Genomic DNA, 20,939 nt, shown 5'->3' with positions numbered 1-20,939 from the left:
TAAAAGAGCTAAATAGCTCTTTTATTTATTTTATTAAATACAAAAAAAACGAGCCGAAGCTCGTTTTTTCTTTAGGATCTTACCAGAAGAAGTTCACACCAACTTTACCCACTGGTAACCATTGGTATTTGTCATCGTTACGGATTTTATTTTCTTGATCATCTAAAGTCTTACCTAGAGTACGACCATCGCTACCAATTAATGCATCATTATTTGAAGCTAAAGTTACTTTAGGGTTACCAGTATAGTAGGCACCGACTTCACCAAATACGCCCCAGTTTTTATTGATTTTAGGTGCAAAACCAAAGCCTAGGTAAGGAGCAATATCGTTATCATACTTTAGATTACCCGCGATATTTACCCCATTAGCACCCCCATTAAAACGATTTCCATCAATTTCAACAGAAGCATTCGTACCTACTTTTTTAGTCAAGTCATATTGACTATCAACATATGCTGCTCCAGCAGCGATATATACGCCTTGCGCCCAACGATTAGTACTTGCACCCCATGGACGAATCTCAGCATTTAAATATGCTAATTTATTATCCATATCCATGTCATACTTAGTACCATTGATTGATAAATCATCAGACCAAGAAATATCACCACCGTTATAACCCAATGCTAAACCAACATATGGGTTTGCTTGCCATAATAGAGCACCACCGTAGCCTGTAGTACCAACTTCAGCACGAGCACCCACTGGAATTAATTGGTTTTTATCGAATGCATAACTGTCATGAACAACAGCCTCATCTGCCATTGCAGCGCCAGCAGCAAGTAAAGCTGTAGTTGTCACTAAAACACGTAATACTTTCATCGTTTTCTCCTCAAGAAAAGGCTCTGTTTTTAATTTATTCAGCTTGTGACAAAAATTATATTCAAGAGCATAGATTCTTTTTTATACAAAAACTGCTAGATTTCTGTTATTTTTTGATACAAATTGAGTTAAATTTTTATTTTCAAATCATTTTTGTGTAAAAAACACTTGATTATCTAATAAGCTTTTCCACTTTAACTCTCGCTTTAAACGTAACACGTTTTTTCAAAGATTCTTGTCACAAATTAGTGTAAAATCTTTAAAATTTTTTATGGAAGGAAGATCATGTCTCAGCTTTCTACGATCATTGAGCAAGCATTTGAAGACCGCGCAAACTTTACTGCAGCAGATTGCTCTAGCGAAATTCGCCAAGCTGTTGAAGAAGCAATTGCTGGATTAGATAACGGTACACTTCGTGTTGCAGAAAAAATCAATGGTGAATGGGTTGTTCATCAATGGTTAAAAAAAGCTGTTTTATTATCATTTAAACTCAATGACAATAAACCAATCGAGTCATGTGATCTTCGTTTCTACGACAAAGTTGAAACTAAATTCTCTGGTTGGACTGAAGAGCAATTTAAAGCTGCTGGTGTGCGTGTTGTGCCTCCTGCTGTTGCTCGTCGTGGTAGCTTCCAAGCTAAAAATGTGGTGTTAATGCCATCTTATGTCAACATTGGTGCTTATGTAGATGAAGGCACAATGGTTGATACATGGGCAACTGTAGGTTCATGCGCTCAAATCGGTAAAAACGTTCACTTGTCTGGTGGTGTTGGTATCGGTGGTGTTTTAGAGCCATTACAAGCTAACCCAACCATTATTGAAGACAACTGCTTTATCGGTGCGCGTTCTGAAATCGTTGAAGGCGTTATTGTTGAAGAAGGTTCAGTCATTTCAATGGGTGTCTTCATTGGTCAATCAACCAAAATTTATGACCGTGAAACTGGCGAAATCCATTATGGTCGTGTTCCTGCTGGTTCAGTTGTTGTACCAGGTAACATCCCATCTGCTGACGGTAAATACAGCTTATACGCTGCAATTATCGTGAAAAAAGTTGATGCGCAAACACGTGCAAAAACAAGTTTGAACGATTTGTTACGCGCTGACTAATTTCAGTTTGATCAAGCATCTCTACGATCAACACTGATCGTAGAGATTTTATTTTTTATATAGTGTGGTATTTCTAGAATGGCTTCCTTACGTTCCTCTGCAATTCCTGTCTCTGACCCTGCGTCTGGTTTACGCATTACCGAGATTTTTTACTCGTTGCAGGGTGAAGCAAATGCCTCTGGTTTACCGACTGTATTTATTCGTCTCACAGGCTGTCCTTTACGTTGTACATATTGTGATACCACCTATTCTTTTGAAGGTGGCGAGCGTTTATCACTCGAGCACATTATTGAAACGGCTGAAAAATATCAAACGCCTTATATTTGTGTGACTGGTGGTGAACCTCTAGCACAGCCAAATTGCTTAATTTTATTACAACGTTTATGTAATGCTGGCTTTGACGTTTCTTTAGAAACCAGTGGTGCTATTGATGTATCAAAAGTAGACCCACGTGTTTCTAAAGTTCTCGATTTAAAGACTCCAACTTCTGGTGAAGAACACCGTAATCTCATCAGTAATCTTGACTACTTAACTTCACATGACCAAATCAAATTTGTGATTTGTAATCGTGAAGACTATGAATGGTCAAAACAACAAGTTGAACAATATCAACTGCAGACCAAAGTCAGTACTGTTTGGTTCTCCCCTGCCTTTGCAGTTGAAAAAGGTGCTGTTGGCCTGCCACGTTTAGCACGTGATCTGGCACAGTGGATACTGGACGATAAACTGCCTGTACGTTTCCAGCTACAGTTACATAAACTGCTCTGGAATGATGAATCAGGTCGTTAATCGCTCAATAAAATAAATCATTCCGAATATGGAGAAAAATATGCGCCCTCGTGCCATTGTTTTACTTTCAGGCGGCTTAGACTCAACCACTTGCCTAGCTTGGGCACAAGCGCGCTATGAATGTATCGCTATTAGTTTTATGTATGGTCAACGCTCAACCACTGAACTTGATGCAGCCAAAGCATTAGCTCAGCGTGCAGGTGTTGAACACCGTGTAATCAATATCGATTTAGCCAATTTAGGTGGATCTGCACTTACAGACCATAACATTGCTGTACCAGAACAATTACAAGAAGGCATTCCTGTAACTTATGTACCAGCACGTAACACAATTTTCCTTTCATATGCCTTAGCTGCAGCCGAAGTATTCAATGCTGAAGCGATTGTGATTGGTATCAATGCTGTTGATTATTCAGGATATCCTGATTGTCGCCCAGAATTTATTGATGCTTTTGCCAATATGGCTCGTTTAGCAACAAAAGCTGGCGTTGAAGGAAAACCACTTAAATTTGAAACACCCCTGTTACATTTATCCAAAGCGAATATTATACGTTTAGGGATTGAACATGGCGTAGACTATAGCCAAACGGTATCTTGCTACCAAGCAGATGCTCAAGGACGTGCGTGTGGCAAGTGTGACAGCTGCCGTTTGCGTAAAGAAGGCTTTATCGATGCCGGCGTTACCGATCCAACACGCTATATACCGCAATAAGTAGGTAAAATTTATGAAGTTGTTAAAATCAAATCTTATTCTTTCATCTTTATTCTCAGCAGCTGCACTTATGACTGGTTCAGCTCAAGCAGCTGAAAACCCAGTTCAAGCAGCATATAAAAGCACTAACGTTAAAGGTGCATTAATCAACGTTTGTAAAGACCAAACTGCAAAAGGCGGTAAATTAAGCTCAGCTGAAGTTAGCAAATTCTGTAGCTGCCAAGTTGATGCTCAAGGTAAAGTGACTGAAGCACAAAAATGGGAAATCCAAAGCGCAATCAATGCGAAGAAAAGCCCAAGCTCTTTAGCTTTTGTACAACAACAAAATCGTGACCTTAAAGCGTGTTTCGGTCCTCAGTTAACAACTAAGCTTGAAAAATTAACTGAAGAAGCGATGAAAGCAGCTCAACAACAAGCTCCTAAAAAATAAGCTTTTGTTGCTCCAAATTAAGCCTGCATTTATGCAGGCTTTTTTTATAGCTCTGCTAAAATGAAACTGATCTCGTCATCCGAAATAAACCATGCAAGAACAATGGAAAACCAACGCAACAGATAAACGATCTATTGTCTCATTTAGTGGAGGCAAAGACAGTTCTCTTGCTCTCTACCATGCAATGAAAACTGGCACGGTGAGTGGGCTCATTGTCATGCTTGAAGAACAAGGTCAGCGCTCTCGTTCACATGCTATGCCACTTGATATTATTCAGGCGCAAGCACAAGCAATTGGCTTACCTGTATTTATGGCTTCGTCTAGTTGGAATGACTATGAAACTAAATTCATTAGCTTACTGAATGAAGCGAAACAAAAAGGTGCAGAGGTGCTGGTTACAGGTGATTTAGATATGCCTGAACATGGTTGTTGGCATGACCATGTCACTCAAACAGTGGGGCTTAAATTAGGCATGCCACTCTGGCTGCGTCCGCATCGTGAAGTGGTTGAAGAGTTTATTCAACTTGGATTTAAAAGTGTAATAGTCACTGTTAATCTTAAACTAGGAATGAAAGTAGAAGATTTAGGTCAAGTTTTATCTTTAGAATATATCCAAGAGCTTGAGAACCGTGGCATTGATCCATGCGGTGAAGGCGGTGAATTTCATACCACTGTCATTGATGGTCCAATTTTTAACAAAGCTATTCCTGTAAGAAAACTCGATATTGTTTATCATGAAGAATATGCTTTTCTACCACTTGAATTAGATCAAATTTAACTTTTAAAGGATAAGAAATGTCTGAAAATATTCAACTGCCAAATCAGGTTTTCCCAACTACACACGGCGAAGTTAATTTAGCTGAAGTCGATAATGAATGGTTAATCATTTACTTCTACCCTAAAGATTCAACTCCAGGCTGTACTACACAAGCTGTCGGTTTTTCTTGTTTAAAAGACCAGTTTGATACATTAGGTGCTCGTATTTACGGTGTTTCGCGCGACTCTGTAAAAGCCCATCAAAACTTTACAGAAAAGCAGGCACTGACCATTGATCTCATTAGTGATAAAGAAGAAGTACTTTGCAATCACTTTGATGTGATTAAAGAAAAGAACATGTATGGAAAAAAAGTAATGGGTATTGAGCGCTCTACTTTCATTTTCCATAACAAAACTTTAGTTAAAAGCTACCGTAAAGTAAAAGCTGCTGGTCATGCAGAACAAGTTCTAGACGACTTAAAAGCATTGCAATCAGCTTAATAAACTTAAGTAATGAAAAGCGAGTTGAATACTCGCTTTTTTACACGCACATAAATTGCTCAGTCATTTTAATTTGGCGTATGATAAAAATATTAAAATAATTCGAATAATGGCATAGCGATGAATCTACTAAAAGTTTGTACTTTATTACCTTCTAGCCTTGTTATTGCTGCTTGCTCCGTTAACTCATCAAGCACGCCTCCTACACTTAGCTCTTCTACCCCACAACTTCAAAACTCAACTATTGAAATAACTTGCCAAGACTTACAAAGTCCTGCTTATCAACAAGCTATTCTTAATACAATTAATCAGATTCGCCAGCAATCACGCCAGTGCGGTCAGCAGTATTTTTCTGCAACTACGCCGCTGAGTTGGAATAATAATTTATACCAAGGCGCACTCTCTCATAGTCAAGATATGGCAACACATAACTTTCTTGGACATGTTGGCTCAACAGGACTAGATTTAAAGTCACGTTTAAAACTTTACAATACACTCGGTAAAGCCAATGGTGAAAATGTCGCGAGTGGGCAGAAAACTTTAAATGAAGTAATGACAAAATGGCTATCGAGTCCCCTACATTGTAGTAATCTAATGAACCCTAAGTTTACAACTTATGCAATCGCTTGTGCTTCTGACCAAACAGGTAAACAAAAGAGCTATTGGACTCAACAATTTGGTACACGCTAAAAAGGAAAAATGATGCAATCTGGTTCGATTACCCCTATTTTCAGAATTTTTGATGTCGAGTTAGCTCAATCATTTTATCTTGATTTCTTAGGCTTTCAGCTTGATTGGCAACACCAATTTGAAGATAACTTTCCGTTGTATTTACAAGTCTCTAAAGACGATTGCATCATTCATCTCTCTGAGCATTTTGGAGATGCCAGTCCGCATAGCGCGATCCGTATTTATTGGGAACATATTTATGAGTTACATAGTGAACTCAGTCAAAAAGATTATAAATTTTCTAAACCTCAGGTTGAAAAGACAGATTGGGAAACACTTGAACTCAGCATCACCGATCCTTTTTCCAACCGAATTATATTTTGGGCAGATGCTTAATCATTCAGTCCAATAAAATTTGATAATGGAATACTTTCGATATGATCTTCCATTTCCCATCTTCGAACACAAATGTAAGTGCATCATAAAAATATTTAGGGTGGATAACGCATTCAACATGTACTAGTGCCAACCGTTCATGAATCAAATTGATTGAACTGATTTTATCCTGTCGTGTTTGTCGCTTTGAAGCTGGAGAAATCCTACTCGCAACAATTGGAAAATATTCGGCCATACTAAGTCGTAGTACAGGCTGCTCGGTTACATTGATATATATAGCATCAGAGTGAAAAATATTATTTAGAAGTTGCACATCACAAAAATACAGACCGTCAAAATATTGTTCTAGTTGCTGCTGAATTTCACTAATAGCGTTATTTTGCATTTTAAGTACTCAAACTTTGCCTTTTTCGTATCGCAGAAACAGTTTCACCTGCAACACCCCAGTTATCGGTTTCAACTTCATTAATGACCACAAATGTAGTTGCAGGATCTTTATCAAGTATACGAACCATAAGCTCCGTTGCTTCTTGAATTAACTGTTGTTTCTGCTGTAGTGAGACATTTTCTTTAGTAATTTGAATTAAGATATAAGGCATATTCACCTCCTTTTATAATTTTCTTTCATAACAAAGAGATTCGGCTGCAATAGCATCTTGAACCGTTTGACGCTCGGCAATTCTCTGCATAAAACTTGCTAAATGCATAAAGTGCTTTAGATCAAGCCCAATAAAATCAGCCCAGCGAGTAACGACAAAAAGATAAATATCAGCAATCGTAAAGTTGCTTCCTGTTAAATAATTCTGCCCCTTTAGTTGTTCATCAATACGTAAATAGTGCTTATTGAGAATGATGCTATATACACTTTTGCATTGTTCATTATAAGAGTCATTGAAAAATGGCGAATACGCTTTATGAATTTCAGAAGCAATAAAATTCATCCATGAGAGAGTCTCGTAACGATCGGCGGTATTTATTTCAGCTAATAAATCTTTTCGTGACGATTGATCAACAAGAAATTGGCTAATTACAGCGCCTTCCGTTAACAATGAACCATTATCAAGCTGTAATAAAGGTACTTGTCCTTTTTTATTAAGTTGATAAAAGTCTTCACCCTTTTCTGTTAAATGCTGGTGCAAATCAACCTTGATTAATTCAAATGCAAATCCCAGCTCTCTTAAAACAATATGTGGCGCTAAAGAACAGGCATTTGGTGAATAAAACAGTTTCATAAAATAATTCCATACAAGGTATGAAAATCATCTTATTGTTTACTTATATGTGCTTAAATAGCCCAGAACTCAAATCATTTTTTACATGGTGTAATAAATGGCTCAACAGCTAAAAAGAATGATGTTTAGTAGCGTAGAGCTATTTTGCTTAGTCGCAGAAAACGAAAGCTTTTCCAAAGCAGCACTTCATGCAGGTGTTAGTCCAGCAGCGGTAAGCCGTTCAATTGCCCGATTAGAAAAACATTTAGCAACACCACTTTTTATGAGAACGACTCGACAAGTACGTTTAACACCACAAGGAAAAATGTATTTTGAGGAATGTAAACAAGCATTAAATCAAATTTTAGAAGCTGAGCAACAACTTAAAAACCAAAAGCAACAACCCTCAGGTTTGATTCGAATTAGCGTACCAACACCTTATGGGCATTACCGAATATTGCCATTATTAGCAAAATTCTCACGACAATATCCTGCCATCGAAGTTGATGTTCAACTAACCAATAAAAATGTGGACTTTATTGCAGAAGGATATGACTTAGCAATTCGTGGACGACAATTTGCTGATTCGAATTTGATTGCACGTCAGCTTGAACAAGCTGAGCTAATTGTGGTGGCTTCGCCAGAATATTTAAAAAATTTCGGCACACCGCAGATCCTTGACGATTTACAGCATCATCAATGCATTCAATTTGTGTTACCTAGTACAGGAAAAAATGTACCTTGGTTATTCAATTCAAATCATCAAACTATTGAATATCAAAGCACAGGTAAGATTCGTTGTTTAGATGATATTTTAGGTACTGTCACCTTAGCAAAACATAGTGCAGGATTATTACAAACCTACCGTTTTATAGTAGAAAAAGAGCTTAAAAATGGAGAGTTGCTTGAGGTTCTTACAAAACTTTCAGGAACTTCACGTCCTTTTTCTCTCCTCTACCCACATAAAAAACACGAATCTTTTCATATTCGTGTTTTTATTGATTTTTTGATTCAAGAATTAAGGCCACAAACTGATTTAATTTAAATTACTTTTATCATCGATAAGATATTTGCGTTGTAGTTCAGCATAAATTTCAGTTTCTTTAAATTCATCTAAAAATTTAATCGTTCCTACAGGAAAGAATTCAGTTTGGATTTCACCACGATAATAAGCTTCACGCATTGGCGTTGCTGAAATAGAGTCTTTTAAGCTATCCAGCTCAACCATTACCCACTCTGGAAATAACCTTAAATAATAAGATGACTCATCCTTAAAATGCCCAATCAGACCAACTTTTGAATTCGGTTCTATTACACCATTTACTAATGATTTGACTTGTTTTACCCACTTCTCATCATTATAAACATCGACGACATGTACAAATCGAATACGCTTTTGCTCTTCTGGTGAAAAATTTGACAAGATCATTTGCTCGCGCTCTACTGCTAAGAACGGATTCTTGATATTGCGCTCCATTTGAGCAGAGCCTAATGCTAAAACGACATAATGGCTTTGCTGCAAAGCAATTTCAATTGTCTGCATATGAGCCAAATGAAATGGTTGAAAACGCCCTATAAAAACGAGATAGTCAAATTTATACATAATTAGATTTTCACTTTTTATGAACTCATCAGTAACGCTCATTACAAAAAATATGCGCCATAATGAGAACCTAAAAATTAACAACGTGGTTTAAAGCAAGGATAGTACGATGACACTTAGCTGTATTCAACAACCTCATCAACATTTAAATGCAAATTTAGAAGGTGGCGTACTCACCTTAGCCATAAATCGCCCAGATGCAAAAAATGCACTCTATGGCGAACTTTATTTATGGATTGCCAAAGCACTGAATGAAGCCGACCTTAATAAAGATGTTCGAGTAGTCATTCTACGTGGTGTCGAGCAAGATTTTACCGCTGGCAATGACATGAAAGATTTTATGGGTTTTGTACAAAATCCGAACATGGGGCCAGCTGGAGAAGTTCCGCCATTCGTTCTACTTAAAGCAGCTGCTAAATTAACAAAACCACTTCTTATTGCAGTAAAAGGTGTGGCAATTGGAATTGGCGTTACGATTTTATTACATGCAGACTTAGTTTTTGCTGACAACACGGCCCTATTCCAAATTCCATTTGTAAGTCTTGGCCTTTCTCCAGAAGGTGGTGCAAGTCAATTATTGGTTAAACAAGCCGGCTATCACAAAGCAGCTGAATTACTGTTTACTGCGAAAAAATTTAATGCAGAAACGGCAACACAAGCTGGTTTAGTGAATGAAGTCGTTGAAGATTCTTACACATCTGCTCAGGCAACTGCTCAACACTTAACAGCATTACCACTTGCTTCGTTAAAACAAACAAAAGCATTGATGAAGCATGATCTAGATAAGATCATTGCATGTATTGATCATGAAGCTGAAATTTTTATGCAACGCGTTCAATCACCTGAAATGCTAGAAGCTGTACAAGCATTTATGCAAAAACGTAAACCAGATTTCTCACAATTTAACTAATATCCAAAATTTGGATAAATTCAAAGGCAGGCTCTTCGTAGGGATGGCTTGCCTTTAATGCTTTCGCAACCTCACTTGCCTTTTCTTCAAGTACAATTGTTTCAACGCGCCATTCTTCAACTTGTTCGAGTTCTCCCAACTCTCCAATATAAGGATCAGCACCTTTGACTGGTTTAAACTGCCCTATCCCTTTGACTTGCCATGCGCAGTGTTCATAGTTACCTATACCACCTGCTCCAGCAGTAAATATGGACTGTTTAGTCGACTCAAGATGTGACTCAGGTACGTAATAAATCAACTTTAACATGAGTGGAATGACTCAAAAATATTGAACTTGCTTTAAATCATACCGTTAAAAAAGCTTCTAAATCAAAGTCAGCTTATGATGGCCAAATAGTTTGCTCCAATAAAAAGAATTTGAATAGCAAGTGCTAAGCCAAATAAGCGCCAGCCTCTGTCCTTTGTATACATCGCTCTTATGTGATTTTTGTTTTTCATCATTTTGATCTCCAATTTTTATCGTTGTTACAGAGAAAGCAAAAATTGAGCCAGTTAAAACTTCTAAGGTTTTAACTTTTTGTGAATTAAATATAACTCTTTATAAGCATCAATAGCATTAATGACATCTGTTTTTACTTTAAGAAAATCAGGCTTTGGACTAGTTCTATTACACAACTCATCAATCATTTGATCTTTCAATTGTATATATAAATCTTGCGGCTGCCATAAGTCATCTAAGCAATCTTTCGGTTTTTTTGAAGCAGATTTATGAATGAAACCCAAATTATTATATTGAGATACTATTAATACTTGTAAAGCTTTCTTAATATCATCATTCAAATCCTCTACGCATCCAAATTTAATAATAATCTCATAAATATTGAGAAAATCTTTAACTCTTTCCTCTACTTTCGATGAGCTCCCAAAGCCCCCTCCTAACTTTAATACTTGGACCAACATTAAGCGAAATGTTTCTGTTCTTGCTCTAGCAAGCTCATCAATTGTTTTAATCGCTTCACTTCTTAATTCTTTTAACTTAACAGCATTTCCAGCAATAGAGAACTCTTGCACTTCAGAAGAAAAATAGATAATTAATCCTATTAACACTCCTCCCAAAATCAGAACAACAGACTCTGGACCGTTTAATTTTCCGTTGTATAGAAAAAAAATACCTAAAGCTGTTATCAAAGCACCAATAATTATTGATAAAAAAATTTTCATCATAGCTCCCCTGAAATAGATAGTCATAATAACTTTTAAGCTAGTAACTCAAAATTTGAATTTCTAAAAGTAATTTCCCTTATAGATTTATGCTTAGTTTTATAAACTCTATGAAAATTTTATGATTCTATTCTCATATACGGTCATCATAAATGCTAAACCACATAAAATGACGAAGCCGCAAGTCATTGGAATCAATGTACCGTTATATAACTGCCCAATAATAGAGGCTAGAATAAGTGATAATACAGACGAAGCTGCACCAATAATGGCCGAAGCCATACCAGCAACATGCCCCATTGGCTCCATTGCAATCGCGTTTAAATTACCAAATAAAGTTCCAAATAATAAAAATAAAATGCAGGCATAAAGCATAAACATCCAGAATGACACAGCCACGCCTAAAAGTTGAATTCCTAAGAAAACCAAAGAAATTAAGCACAAACCTAGAAAGCCATAAATACAAATTGGACGCATACCAAACTTCATCACAATTTTAGAGTTGGTAAATGAAGCAATTCCCATCACACCCGCAAGCACAGCAAAGTAAGCACTAAATTCTTGCCCTGTTTTACCAAATTGCTGCATAAAAATTTGTTGAGAAGTTCCTAAATAACCGATAAATCCACCAAAGCAAAAGCCTGCACATAGCAAATAGCTCATGGTAGTTTTATTACTTACGACTTCTTTAAAGCCCTCTTGAAATGCTTGTAAACGCATAGGTAAACGGTTTTCAGGAAGTAGCGTCTCTTCTAATCGTAAAGCGACCCATGCCCCAACAACTGTGGCGTAGACCATATATAAAACAAAAATATCACGCCAACCAAAGAAATGAATAATAAGCTGTCCCAGACTTGGTGCAATCGCTGGCGCAACCATAAACACCATCATAATTAAGGACATAATACGGGCCATTTGAGCGCCGCTGTATTTATCTCGTACAATCGAAATAGATGCGACGTAAGGCCCTGAAACGCCAATACCTTGAATAAAGCGCCCTACTAAAAACCATTCAAAACTTTGTGTGGTAAAGCACAATAAACTTCCCAAAAAGTAAATGATGATCCCAGCAAATAAAATGCGTTTACGTCCAATCGCATCAGATAGAGGTCCAGCAATGAGTTGCCCTATCGTCATACCAGAAAAAATACCAATAATGACCCACTGTGTCTGATTATTATTCTTTAAGTCAAAAACTCGTCCAATCTCACCTAAAGCAGGTAAAACTGCATCTATTGAAAAAGAAACAATAGACATGAGTAATGCCATCAGAAGTGCAAACTCACGGAAATGGATTTTTGATTTCATTTTTCTTCTCTACTATTTATTCTATTTGGATTGTACTACATACAAATAAGCCACCTTTCGGTGGCTTATTTCAATTTTTATATTATCCAATAAACTTACGTGCGTTACGGAACATACGTAACCATGCACCATCTTCAGTCCACTCTTCTGGACTCCAAGAGTGTTGAATTGCGCGGAAAGTACGCTCTGGATGCGGCATCATAATTGTTGCACGACCATCTTTAGACGTTACACCAGTAATCGCTTCTGGTGAACCGTTCGGGTTCAATGGATAATGTTGAGTTGGGTTACCGTGGCTGTCAACATAACGCAATGCAACTTGGTTAGCTGCATTCAAGCTTGCTATGTTAGCTTCACTCGCAACTGCACGACCTTCACCATGTGCAACAGCAATTGGTAAAATCGAACCTTCCATACCATCAAGTAATACAGAAACAGATTTTTCAACACGAACGTTTACGCTACGCGCTTCAAAAACTTCTGACATATTGCGGTGGAAACGTGGCCAGTGTTCAGCACCCGGAATAAGCGGTGCTAATTGTGACAACATTTGGCAACCATTACAGATACCTAAACTAAACGTACCTTCACGGTGGAAGAATTGTTCAAACTGATCACGTAACTTCGCATTGAACAGAACTGATTTTGCCCAGCCACCGCCTGCACCCATTACGTCACCGTAAGAGAAACCACCACAAGTCACTAAACCTTCGAAATCACTTAGGCTTACACGACCAGCAAGTAAATCGCTCATATGTACATCAATCGTATTAAAGCCAACTTTGTCGAAAGCTGCTGCCATTTCAATATGACCGTTTACACCCTGCTCACGCAAGATTGCCATATTAGGACGACGGCTATTAATAAACGGCGCTTCAATAGGTTCATTTAAATCAAATGTAGGTTTTGCAATTAAACCTTGATGTGATTTATCAGTAATTAAAGCAAATTCTTGATCAGCAGTTTCAACGTTATCACGTAAACGTTGGATCTGATGAGAGACTTCAGACCAAGCCTGTTGTAACTCTGCACGCTCTAAAGTCAAACCGTTTACAGATAATTGATCAGTGTTATTTACGCGACCAACTACAGCAATTGCATCTTTCAAGCTAGACACAGCAACTTCTGCTTGTAAAGCTTTCCAATCAGCTGCTTTGATTTGAACAACTGCACCAATTTCTTCTGCAAATAAGCCCGCAGTAGTTTGGTTTTCTAATGCCACACCTAAACGTGAAGCAAACATCATTTCAGCTACAGTTGCGAGTAAACCACCATCACCGATGTCATGGTAAGCTTGAATCAAGCCACGGTTATTCCAGTCTTGAATTAAAGCAAAGAACGCTTTGAAATCATCAAAACTATCAATATCTGGAGTGATTGAACCCATTGCTTTATATACTTGAGCAAGAATCGAACCACCTAAACGGAACTGACCTTTAGATAAATCAATGCGTACAAGTACTGAATCTTCTAAATCCTTAAGTTCAGGTGTTAAAGTCTTACGAACATCAGCTACAGGAGCAAATGCAGTAATTACACCAGTCATTGGAGATGTTACAGCTTTATCTTCGCCGTTATCGTTCCAAGTGGTACGCATTGAAAGTGAGTCTTTACCTACAGGAATCGCAATTCCTAAAGCAGGACACATTTCCATACCAATCGCTTTCACACCTTCAAACAATGCTTGGTCTTCACCTTTTTGACCAGCAGCAGCCATCCAGTTTGCAGAAAGTTTGATATCGCTAATTTGCTCAATGTTTGCACATGCAATATTAGTAATTGCTTCAGCAACTGCCAAACGAGCAGACGCTGCTGGATTTAACAATGCAACTGGTGGACGCTCACCCATTGCCATTGCTTCACCAGTGAAGCCTTGTAGGCTTGTAGTTGTTACTGCTGCATCCGCAACAGGAATCTGCCAACGACCAACCATTTGGTCACGCGCAACCATACCAGTAATTGAGCGGTCACCAATAGTGATCAAGAATGACTTAGATGCAACTGTTGGATTTTTCAATACACGGAAAATCGCATCTTTCAAATCAACTTTTGAAGCATCAAACTCGTTACCTTTACGCTCAATTGTTTCATATGAACGTTGCATACGCGGTGTACCACCAAGCATTACTTGCATTGGGATATCAACTGCATTGTTTTGGAACAATGGATCTTCAACAGTTAAATGACGTGCTTCTGTTGCTTCACCCAAAACGGCAAATGGGCAACGTTCACGTGCACAGATTGCTTCGAACTGTTCTAAAGACTCTGGACGAATTGCAAGAACATAACGTTCTTGTGCTTCGTTTGACCAGATTTCCATTGGGCTCATGCCCGGTTCTAATGAAGGAATCTTACGAAGATTAAGAACTGCACCTAACTCGTGGTCGTTTACAAGTTCAGGCATAGCGTTTGATAAACCACCCGCACCAACGTCGTGTACAGAAACGATTGGGTTGAAGTCTTCTAAGCGCCAGCATGTATCGATCACTTCTTGACAACGGCGTTCCATTTCTGGGTTTTCACGTTGTACAGATGCGAAATCAAGGCTTTCACCCATTGTACCGCTGTCTACAGAAGATGCTGCACCGCCACCAAGGCCGATTAACATTGCAGGGCCACCCAATACAATGAGCAAGTCACCTGGTTGAATCGCATCTTTTTCTACATGGTCAGGACGAATGTTACCGTAACCACCAGCGATCATGATTGGCTTATGAAAGCCCTTCACTTCACCATTTACGTTTTGTTCGAAAGTACGGAAATAACCATTTAATGCAGGACGACCGAATTCGTTGTTAAATGCCGCGCCACCTAATGGACCTTCAATCATAATTTGTAATGGCGATGCCATACGTGAAGGTTTACCGTAGTTTTCTTCCCAAGGTTGTTCAAAACCAGGAATATTTAAGTTAGAAACTGTAAAGCCTGTTAAACCAGCTTTTGGTTTACCACCACGACCAGTTGCACCTTCATCACGGATTTCACCGCCTGAACCAGTTGCAGCACCAGCAAATGGAGAAATTGCTGTTGGATGGTTGTGAGTTTCAACCTTCATTAAAATATGAGCAGCTTGGCTCTTATATTTATAGACAAAATGACCATTTTCATCTGCTTTTGGATAAAAACGCATAGTGTCATAACCAACAATTACAGAAGCGTTATCTTTATATGCTGATAACACGTCAGTTGGTGATTCTTTATAAGTATTTTTAATCATTTGGAACAATGATAATGGTTGTTTTTCACCATCAATTGTCCATTCAGAACCGAAGATTTTATGACGACAGTGTTCAGAATTTGCTTGTGCAAACATCATTAACTCGATGTCATTTGGGTTACGGCCAAGTCGAGTGAACGCTTCGGTTAAATAATCAATTTCTTGTTCAGATAAAGCAAAACCAAATTCGTTGTTGGCTTTTACTAATGCTTCTTTACCTTCACCCAAGATATCAATTGAGTTTAAAGGTTTTGGAGCTGTTTCTGAAAAGAGCGCTTTTGCATCATCAATTTGAGCAAAAACAGTTTCTGTCATACGGTCATGAAGTACTTGTTTTACTTCATTAGAAATTTCAGAAACACCTTTTAACGTAAATAAAAGACCACGTTCTAAACGGTGAACTGGTGTATTACAGTTCTTGAAAATATCAGTTGCTTTAGAAGACCAAGGTGAAATAGTACCCACACGTGGTGTTACTAAAATCTGAATCTCATCACTTGCAGGTTGACGAAGTTCAAAAGACTCACCGTCATTTAATAATTGCAAAGCAGATTGATGTTGCTGCTCGTTGAGCGCTTGATCAAACAAATAGACCCATTGGCTGTCAAAAGATTGAACAGAACTAATTGACGATAAACGTGTTAATAGTTGAGCTTTCTTAAAAGAAGAATGTGCTGCTGCACCGGCCACGATAAACATGTTGATTTTGGCTCCACGGGCAGGTCTTGTGAACCTTACCGCAATGTGACTTTAGAGAGAGCGCATATTCTACTGCGAAAGGAGCTGTTCAGCTAGCCATATCCATCTTAAAAATCAGAGTTTTCTACTGTGAATCGCTTAATTTGTTATAGCTTTCTCTATTTTACTTTATTCGTAACAATTCATTTACTGTACAACGTAATGTATTTGCTCAATCTAAGTTTACTTTTCTCACACTATTGGGATGGTATGAAAGCCTTACTCACTACAACCCACTTTAATCATTCTCCAGAAAATATGGTTGCCTCTAATCAATCAATATAAAGTTTTCACTTTGAACAGTTTTATAGCAAAGTTCATGATATCAAAGACTCAAGAGTATAGGATTGGTTAATCGTTTTGCATCCGATTCACCTTTCTTATCATGTTGATGTTAGGTTGTAGGTTTTAGCTTTTCTGGTCCTGTTTTTGTAATGAGTTTAAACTTATCAATACTTTGATATTAATTTACCTGAAAAAACATATAATACAGACCTGTCTTCCTAATAACTTAGATTGGCCTAGAGAGCTTAAATGAATAAGCAAATAATTGAGCAACTGCTTGAACAAAATAAAATTCACCAATGTATTGAAACTGCTAAAGAATATTTAACAGATCATCCCAGTGACCTTGATATCCTCTACTTGATTTCAAAAGCCTATTACCAGCAAGCCGCGGCTCAAAGACATCAACAGATCCATATTGTCTTAAAAGATAAGATTTTCCCCAACCTCAAGAAAATTATAAACCAAAATAATAATGCTACTGTCATCAGGACATTGCTTGACTATCTTTTTGACTATGAAACATCTCTAGACAGTACCTCTCAACATCTTTCATTACTTAATCATGGAAGTGCTGATGAATATAAAAAACTGATCCAGCAACTTTATCAGCAGGAAAATGAAAAAGAAGCAGCCCTGCGTTTTTATCTGTTACTTGCCAAGCAACAGCATCAGGTAAATGACTTCTTGAAATATCATGCCGAATATACCGAACTGTATCAACAGCGGTATGCCCATAACCGTGAACTGCGCGATATCATGGTTTCCCAGCTCTGGCTCGACAAAGTGTATTTCCTTGAGACTCAACAACATCCTGACTTAATCATGCACATCGAAAACGGTCTCGATCTGTTGTCTGTTGAAGATGAAACCGAATATTTGCATTTGGCAGAAATTGCGTATGAGCATCAGGAAATTACCCTGGCACAAAAAATACTATTAAAACTGATCAAAGGATTAAACTACCAACCCGAAGTTCCGGCCGGATTAGTCCGCTGGTATCACCGCTTTGAAGAAATGATTAAAAATGGTTATAACCACCCTGAAGTGCGCTATTACCAGATTATTATTGAGCGGAACTATTATGAACAACTCAATAAAACCAAATCCTCCTACTATCAACGCTGTCTAAGCACCATTGAAAAATATCCGGATGAAGCTGCTGCCTTCCATTTTGCTGGAACTTATCTGTATGAAAACGAACAATATCAGCAAGCACTCACTTATCTGGAAAAAGCTCAGGCCTTAGAACCGGATGTAGTGACCTGGCGTAGATGGGTGAAATCGAAATATCTGGCTCAACAACCGATCCATCTGGAAGTACCTGTATTCAGCAAGGCCCTCCCCAGAGACCTATATGCTACAGGGGTGAGTCTGAACGAGTTTTATCAGGAGAATTATCAGTTCGATGAGGAAACTACGACTTACTTTCACCACTTAAACTGTGAAGTTTACCGTCAGTCTTATCACGCCTTTAAACAATATTATGAGCATAATCAGTATCAGAGCGATTTCTACGGGGACTATCACGTTTTTGCCATGTGCTGTAACAACTATGCCATTCAGTTGCTGAATACGGAACACTATGATCAGGCAGCACAGATTGCAACAGAAGGGTTACAGTATTCTGAATTTATGGAGTTACATTTTAACCGGATCTGGGCTTATCAATATTCTGAAGATTACCCGCAGATGGAACTGGCCTTAACAGAATATTTTGAAAAATATGATGAAAGCTGTGTGCCGTTTATTGAACATCAGGTTCGAGTAGCTGAGCAGGTGGCCTGTAAGGCAAAATTGGGCCGACTCAACAATATTCAGCAAGAGGCCGAAAAAGTATTATTCCGGCTCTATGATCATTATGCGAAAACACAGCACATGAATGATCAAGACTATCGTAATCTTCATGTTGCAGAGGGTGCAGTAGAGAGGCTAATTTATGAACTCTATGAAAATCAGGATGCATTGATCCGCAAAGACTATTATGAAAGTGTCACTGCACGTTATCCATTAGCCTCACAGCCTTATTATGTCTTAATGCAGGTCTATAATGAATTAGAGGATTATGAAAAGGTAAACCAATATGCTTATCGCTATTTAGAGATAAAGCGCAATTTTATGATCGCACCACAAGACTGGGACAAAGCGATTTATCTGCTCATAAAAAGTCACTGCTTACTTGAACAACACGAGCAAGCGATCCAGTTTTATCAACACCATGCAGCCAGAATAGAGCAGGAATTTGATCCGGATAATTTTCCGACGCTCAACCAATACCTCATACAAAGCTTTCTCAAGCTAGGTGATTTTGCAATGGTACATCAGCTGGCGGAACAGTCCCGAACAATTTATGAAGAGCAAGCATGGGACTATGATGACATCATGGAAAAAATCTATCTGCTCGAAGCTGAAGCATACTACAACAGCGGTCAGATCAAACAGGCGCACCAACATCTAGATCACATCCTGTCATTTAGCGACCATACCCCTATAGCCGCCGAATACAAAAAGTCATGGAAAAAACCCGGGTTCTTCTCCAGATTTTTCTAATATCAAAAAAAAGTTGATCCAATCCGGCTTATTTATAACGTTTGTGCAATCTATGAATAAGCCAGATATCCCTATACTCACCTTTGTATTACTCCAATTTATCCTGAGTAAATTTAGAGAAAATTCCTTTCATAATCTTAGATCTACAAAAGAAAACCTATTTATGTGTCATAGTAATTTTAGTACCGAACTCAGCTGAATAGAACAAATAATATAGGAACAAGCTAAGACAAACTATGTCGCACCAAGCTAGTGCTTTTAGCATTTTTTTGGCATGATCAGGCTTTATAGTTTTGAATAATGATAAATGGAACAAATGCGTTGGTTAGAACTGCTATCTGCAGTTCGTTTAGGTAGTAAAAAAAGCAGTACAGAGCTGGCTCGAAGCCCATTTCATAAAGATTATGACCGCATTATATTTTCACAAAGTTTTCGTCAGTTAAACCGTAAAACTCAAGTTCACCCTTTAGCACAGCATGACGGTATCCATACCCGTTTAACTCACTCCCTTGAGGTTTCCTGTATTGGCCGTTCCATGGGTATGCTGGCAGCCGAAAAAATAAAAGATGAATTGCCCGTTTGGATTTCTCCTGCCGATGTCGGCGCAATTATTCAAGCAGCCTGCCTTGCGCATGACATTGGTAATCCTCCTTTCGGGCATGCAGGTGAATATGCAATTCGTGAATGGTTTGACGATGCATCACATAATGATTTTCTAAAAAAATTAACGCCCGAAGAAGAAGCCGATGTTCGTCAGTTTGAAGGTAATGCTCAAGGTTTACGCCTATTAACCCGTATTGACTATCATCCAGATGATGGAGGCATGCGTTTAACTTACGCGACCCTAGGCGCATATTTAAAGTATCCTTGGCTTTCAAAAACAATTGCTTCCCAAGGCGATCGTCCCTCTCACCAACGGGCGAAATTTGGTTGTTATCAGTCTGAAAAAGAAATTTTAAAGCAAATTGCTGAACAGCTTGGTCTCATCCAATTAGGTGAATATCACTACTGCCGGCATCCACTCACCTATTTATTAGAAGCAGCAGATGATATTTGTTATGCCCTCATTGATTTAGAAGATGGCATTATTTTAAATATGCTCCACTATCAAGAAGTTGAACCGATTTTCCTCAACTTAATTGCAGATTATGGTCAACCTGAAGAGTTGTCACAGCCGAGCAGTACATGGCAACAAAAAATCTCGGCATTACGTGGCCGTGTTATGAAACGTTTGGTCGATGAAGTCACAACAGCTTTTGCCAAGCATCAGTATGAAATTATTACAGGTCAGCTGCAAGGTAGCCTTTTACAATATTGCTCACCAGACATTGCTAAAGGGATTGAAACAGCCAAAAATCTGGCGCGTGAAAAAATCTTTGAGCACCCACAAAAGTCTGGTTTAGAAATTATTGCACATCAAAGTTTGCAAACTATTCTTGACGCATTTGTACCATTAACCATGCCGCATAAATCTTTAAGCTTTAAAGAACAACGTTTAATGTCGATCCTTCATTTGTACGGTGCCCGCTTTAGCAATAACCACTACAGTAATATCATGCAGGTACTCGATATTATTAGTAAGTTTTCAGATCATCAGGCTTATAGCTTGGCGCAAGAGCTACAAGGTAATAAAATAGGATTTTTTTAAATGAATCAATTTAAGAGTCTTGTACAAAAATAGGCAAGAATATAAAATATTTGACTATAAAATCT

22 protein-coding genes are annotated in these 20,939 nt (G+C 38.1%); 12 read left to right on the top strand and 10 right to left on the bottom strand.

Annotation, left to right across the window (positions count from 1 at the left end; translation table 11 throughout):
* Window positions 1–79: 79 nt before the first annotated feature.
* The gene (carO, locus tag ACH8JV_RS00475; RefSeq protein ID WP_396519147.1) at window positions 80–823 is read right to left on the bottom strand and encodes an ornithine uptake porin CarO type 2; all 744 of its coding nucleotides are present in this window, start codon (window positions 821–823) and stop codon (window positions 80–82) included.
* A 285-nt stretch (window positions 824–1,108) separates the two neighbouring features.
* On the opposite strand from carO, the gene dapD reads away from it, so the two are divergent.
* The 8 genes from dapD to ACH8JV_RS00435 all read left to right on the top strand — a co-directional run bounded on the left by dapD (window position 1,109) and on the right by ACH8JV_RS00435 (window position 6,183).
* Complete coding sequence (gene dapD / locus ACH8JV_RS00470) at window positions 1,109–1,930, top strand: 2,3,4,5-tetrahydropyridine-2,6-dicarboxylate N-succinyltransferase (protein ID WP_002052807.1); 822 nt, start codon at window positions 1,109–1,111, stop codon at window positions 1,928–1,930.
* A gap of 78 nt (window positions 1,931–2,008) precedes the next feature.
* Entirely contained in the window at window positions 2,009–2,719 is a 711-nt protein-coding gene (gene queE / locus ACH8JV_RS00465; protein WP_396519145.1) for a 7-carboxy-7-deazaguanine synthase QueE, read from the top strand.
* Between the two features lie 40 nt (window positions 2,720–2,759).
* On the top strand, window positions 2,760–3,431 hold the full coding sequence (gene queC / locus ACH8JV_RS00460) for a 7-cyano-7-deazaguanine synthase QueC (RefSeq protein ID WP_001247780.1): 672 nt from the start codon (window positions 2,760–2,762) through the stop codon (window positions 3,429–3,431).
* Window positions 3,432–3,444: 13 nt separating this feature from the next.
* Entirely contained in the window at window positions 3,445–3,861 is a 417-nt protein-coding gene (locus ACH8JV_RS00455) for a hypothetical protein (RefSeq protein WP_396519143.1), read from the top strand.
* 91 nt (window positions 3,862–3,952) lie between these two features.
* Window positions 3,953–4,639 (top strand): diphthine--ammonia ligase, encoded by a 687-nt coding sequence (locus ACH8JV_RS00450; RefSeq protein ID WP_396519141.1) that lies wholly within the window; start codon window positions 3,953–3,955, stop codon window positions 4,637–4,639.
* A gap of 17 nt (window positions 4,640–4,656) precedes the next feature.
* Window positions 4,657–5,118 (top strand): peroxiredoxin, encoded by a 462-nt coding sequence (locus ACH8JV_RS00445; protein WP_263614365.1) that lies wholly within the window; start codon window positions 4,657–4,659, stop codon window positions 5,116–5,118.
* Between the two features lie 120 nt (window positions 5,119–5,238).
* A complete protein-coding gene (locus ACH8JV_RS00440) occupies window positions 5,239–5,808 on the top strand; it encodes a CAP domain-containing protein (protein ID WP_396519139.1) in 570 nt (189 codons plus the stop codon).
* 12 nt (window positions 5,809–5,820) lie between these two features.
* Entirely contained in the window at window positions 5,821–6,183 is a 363-nt protein-coding gene (locus ACH8JV_RS00435) for a glyoxalase superfamily protein (RefSeq protein WP_396519137.1), read from the top strand.
* Window positions 6,184–6,187: 4 nt separating this feature from the next.
* On the opposite strand, the gene ACH8JV_RS00430 is transcribed toward ACH8JV_RS00435, so the two are convergent.
* From ACH8JV_RS00430 to gstA, 3 genes are read right to left on the bottom strand one after another with little or no spacing between them, the layout of a single operon-like run.
* Complete coding sequence (locus ACH8JV_RS00430) at window positions 6,188–6,568, bottom strand: nuclear transport factor 2 family protein (protein WP_396519135.1); 381 nt, start codon at window positions 6,566–6,568, stop codon at window positions 6,188–6,190.
* Between the two features lies 1 nt (window position 6,569).
* Window positions 6,570–6,782 (bottom strand): 4-oxalocrotonate tautomerase family protein, encoded by a 213-nt coding sequence (locus ACH8JV_RS00425; RefSeq protein ID WP_396519133.1) that lies wholly within the window; start codon window positions 6,780–6,782, stop codon window positions 6,570–6,572.
* Between the two features lie 12 nt (window positions 6,783–6,794).
* Window positions 6,795–7,415: a glutathione transferase GstA gene (gene gstA, locus ACH8JV_RS00420; RefSeq protein WP_396519131.1), complete on the bottom strand. Its 621-nt coding sequence runs from the start codon at window positions 7,413–7,415 to the stop codon at window positions 6,795–6,797.
* A gap of 97 nt (window positions 7,416–7,512) precedes the next feature.
* Here gstA and ACH8JV_RS00415 point away from each other — a divergent pair, with 97 nt between their 5' ends.
* Entirely contained in the window at window positions 7,513–8,439 is a 927-nt protein-coding gene (locus ACH8JV_RS00415) for a LysR substrate-binding domain-containing protein (RefSeq protein ID WP_396519129.1), read from the top strand.
* On the opposite strand, the gene ACH8JV_RS00410 is transcribed toward ACH8JV_RS00415, so the two are convergent.
* Complete coding sequence (locus tag ACH8JV_RS00410; RefSeq protein ID WP_396519127.1) at window positions 8,431–8,997, bottom strand: nicotinate-nicotinamide nucleotide adenylyltransferase; 567 nt, start codon at window positions 8,995–8,997, stop codon at window positions 8,431–8,433. The two genes, ACH8JV_RS00415 and ACH8JV_RS00410, sit on opposite strands and share 9 nt — an antisense overlap.
* Window positions 8,998–9,106: 109 nt before the next feature.
* On the opposite strand from ACH8JV_RS00410, the gene ACH8JV_RS00405 reads away from it, so the two are divergent.
* On the top strand, window positions 9,107–9,907 hold the full coding sequence (locus tag ACH8JV_RS00405; protein WP_396519125.1) for an enoyl-CoA hydratase-related protein: 801 nt from the start codon (window positions 9,107–9,109) through the stop codon (window positions 9,905–9,907).
* On the opposite strand, the gene ACH8JV_RS00400 is transcribed toward ACH8JV_RS00405, so the two are convergent.
* The 5 genes from ACH8JV_RS00400 to purL form a co-directional block, all read right to left on the bottom strand.
* The gene (locus ACH8JV_RS00400; protein ID WP_311069429.1) at window positions 9,900–10,214 is read right to left on the bottom strand and encodes an NGG1p interacting factor NIF3; all 315 of its coding nucleotides are present in this window, start codon (window positions 10,212–10,214) and stop codon (window positions 9,900–9,902) included. The genes ACH8JV_RS00405 and ACH8JV_RS00400 overlap by 8 nt on opposite strands.
* Before the next feature lie 68 nt (window positions 10,215–10,282).
* A complete protein-coding gene (locus tag ACH8JV_RS00395) occupies window positions 10,283–10,408 on the bottom strand; it encodes a KGW motif small protein (RefSeq protein ID WP_348884601.1) in 126 nt (41 codons plus the stop codon).
* A 60-nt stretch (window positions 10,409–10,468) separates the two neighbouring features.
* The gene (locus tag ACH8JV_RS00390; protein ID WP_396519123.1) at window positions 10,469–11,131 is read right to left on the bottom strand and encodes a hypothetical protein; all 663 of its coding nucleotides are present in this window, start codon (window positions 11,129–11,131) and stop codon (window positions 10,469–10,471) included.
* Between the two features lie 105 nt (window positions 11,132–11,236).
* Window positions 11,237–12,436 carry a multidrug effflux MFS transporter gene (locus tag ACH8JV_RS00385; RefSeq protein ID WP_396519121.1) on the bottom strand — a complete coding sequence of 400 codons (1,200 nt, stop codon included), beginning with the start codon at window positions 12,434–12,436 and terminating at the stop codon, window positions 11,237–11,239.
* Between the two features lie 82 nt (window positions 12,437–12,518).
* Window positions 12,519–16,352, bottom strand: coding sequence for a phosphoribosylformylglycinamidine synthase (gene purL, locus ACH8JV_RS00380; protein WP_396519119.1), 3,834 nt, complete (start codon window positions 16,350–16,352; stop codon window positions 12,519–12,521).
* 573 nt (window positions 16,353–16,925) lie between these two features.
* Here purL and ACH8JV_RS00375 point away from each other — a divergent pair.
* Together ACH8JV_RS00375 and ACH8JV_RS00370 are read left to right on the top strand one after the other, a co-directional pair.
* On the top strand, window positions 16,926–19,226 hold the full coding sequence (locus ACH8JV_RS00375; protein WP_396519117.1) for a hypothetical protein: 2,301 nt from the start codon (window positions 16,926–16,928) through the stop codon (window positions 19,224–19,226).
* Window positions 19,227–19,533: 307 nt separating this feature from the next.
* Complete coding sequence (locus ACH8JV_RS00370) at window positions 19,534–20,874, top strand: deoxyguanosinetriphosphate triphosphohydrolase (RefSeq protein ID WP_396519115.1); 1,341 nt, start codon at window positions 19,534–19,536, stop codon at window positions 20,872–20,874.
* Window positions 20,875–20,939: the final 65 nt, after the last annotated feature.

Origin of the sequence: Acinetobacter sp. ABJ_C5_2, assembly GCF_044538485.1 — a bacterium.
GTDB classification, from domain to species: Bacteria; Pseudomonadota; Gammaproteobacteria; order Pseudomonadales; family Moraxellaceae; genus Acinetobacter; species Acinetobacter nosocomialis_A.
This window is presented reverse-complemented; position numbering and strand designations above follow the sequence as displayed.

Bases quoted from the DNA above. Each gene is read 5' to 3' on its own strand.
- ACH8JV_RS00450 (WP_396519141.1), top strand. From the start codon at position 3,953: ATGCAAGAACAATGGAAAACCAACGCAACAGATAAACGATCTATTGTC.
- ACH8JV_RS00455 (WP_396519143.1), top strand. From the start codon at position 3,445: ATGAAGTTGTTAAAATCAAATCTTATTCTTTCATCTTTATTCTCAGCA.
- ACH8JV_RS00415 (WP_396519129.1), top strand. From the start codon at position 7,513: ATGGCTCAACAGCTAAAAAGAATGATGTTTAGTAGCGTAGAGCTATTT.
- ACH8JV_RS00435 (WP_396519137.1), top strand. From the start codon at position 5,821: ATGCAATCTGGTTCGATTACCCCTATTTTCAGAATTTTTGATGTCGAG.
- ACH8JV_RS00390 (WP_396519123.1), bottom strand. From the start codon at position 11,131: ATGATGAAAATTTTTTTATCAATAATTATTGGTGCTTTGATAACAGCT.
- gstA (WP_396519131.1), bottom strand. From the start codon at position 7,415: ATGAAACTGTTTTATTCACCAAATGCCTGTTCTTTAGCGCCACATATT.
- dapD (WP_002052807.1), top strand. From the start codon at position 1,109: ATGTCTCAGCTTTCTACGATCATTGAGCAAGCATTTGAAGACCGCGCA.
- carO (WP_396519147.1), bottom strand. From the start codon at position 823: ATGAAAGTATTACGTGTTTTAGTGACAACTACAGCTTTACTTGCTGCT.
- ACH8JV_RS00395 (WP_348884601.1), bottom strand. From the start codon at position 10,408: ATGATGAAAAACAAAAATCACATAAGAGCGATGTATACAAAGGACAGA.
- queC (WP_001247780.1), top strand. From the start codon at position 2,760: ATGCGCCCTCGTGCCATTGTTTTACTTTCAGGCGGCTTAGACTCAACC.
- ACH8JV_RS00430 (WP_396519135.1), bottom strand. From the start codon at position 6,568: ATGCAAAATAACGCTATTAGTGAAATTCAGCAGCAACTAGAACAATAT.
- ACH8JV_RS00375 (WP_396519117.1), top strand. From the start codon at position 16,926: ATGAATAAGCAAATAATTGAGCAACTGCTTGAACAAAATAAAATTCAC.
- queE (WP_396519145.1), top strand. From the start codon at position 2,009: ATGGCTTCCTTACGTTCCTCTGCAATTCCTGTCTCTGACCCTGCGTCT.
- ACH8JV_RS00400 (WP_311069429.1), bottom strand. From the start codon at position 10,214: ATGTTAAAGTTGATTTATTACGTACCTGAGTCACATCTTGAGTCGACT.
- ACH8JV_RS00410 (WP_396519127.1), bottom strand. From the start codon at position 8,997: ATGTATAAATTTGACTATCTCGTTTTTATAGGGCGTTTTCAACCATTT.
- ACH8JV_RS00425 (WP_396519133.1), bottom strand. From the start codon at position 6,782: ATGCCTTATATCTTAATTCAAATTACTAAAGAAAATGTCTCACTACAG.
- ACH8JV_RS00370 (WP_396519115.1), top strand. From the start codon at position 19,534: ATGGAACAAATGCGTTGGTTAGAACTGCTATCTGCAGTTCGTTTAGGT.
- ACH8JV_RS00445 (WP_263614365.1), top strand. From the start codon at position 4,657: ATGTCTGAAAATATTCAACTGCCAAATCAGGTTTTCCCAACTACACAC.
- purL (WP_396519119.1), bottom strand. From the start codon at position 16,352: ATGTTTATCGTGGCCGGTGCAGCAGCACATTCTTCTTTTAAGAAAGCT.
- ACH8JV_RS00385 (WP_396519121.1), bottom strand. From the start codon at position 12,436: ATGAAATCAAAAATCCATTTCCGTGAGTTTGCACTTCTGATGGCATTA.
- ACH8JV_RS00405 (WP_396519125.1), top strand. From the start codon at position 9,107: ATGACACTTAGCTGTATTCAACAACCTCATCAACATTTAAATGCAAAT.
- ACH8JV_RS00440 (WP_396519139.1), top strand. From the start codon at position 5,239: ATGAATCTACTAAAAGTTTGTACTTTATTACCTTCTAGCCTTGTTATT.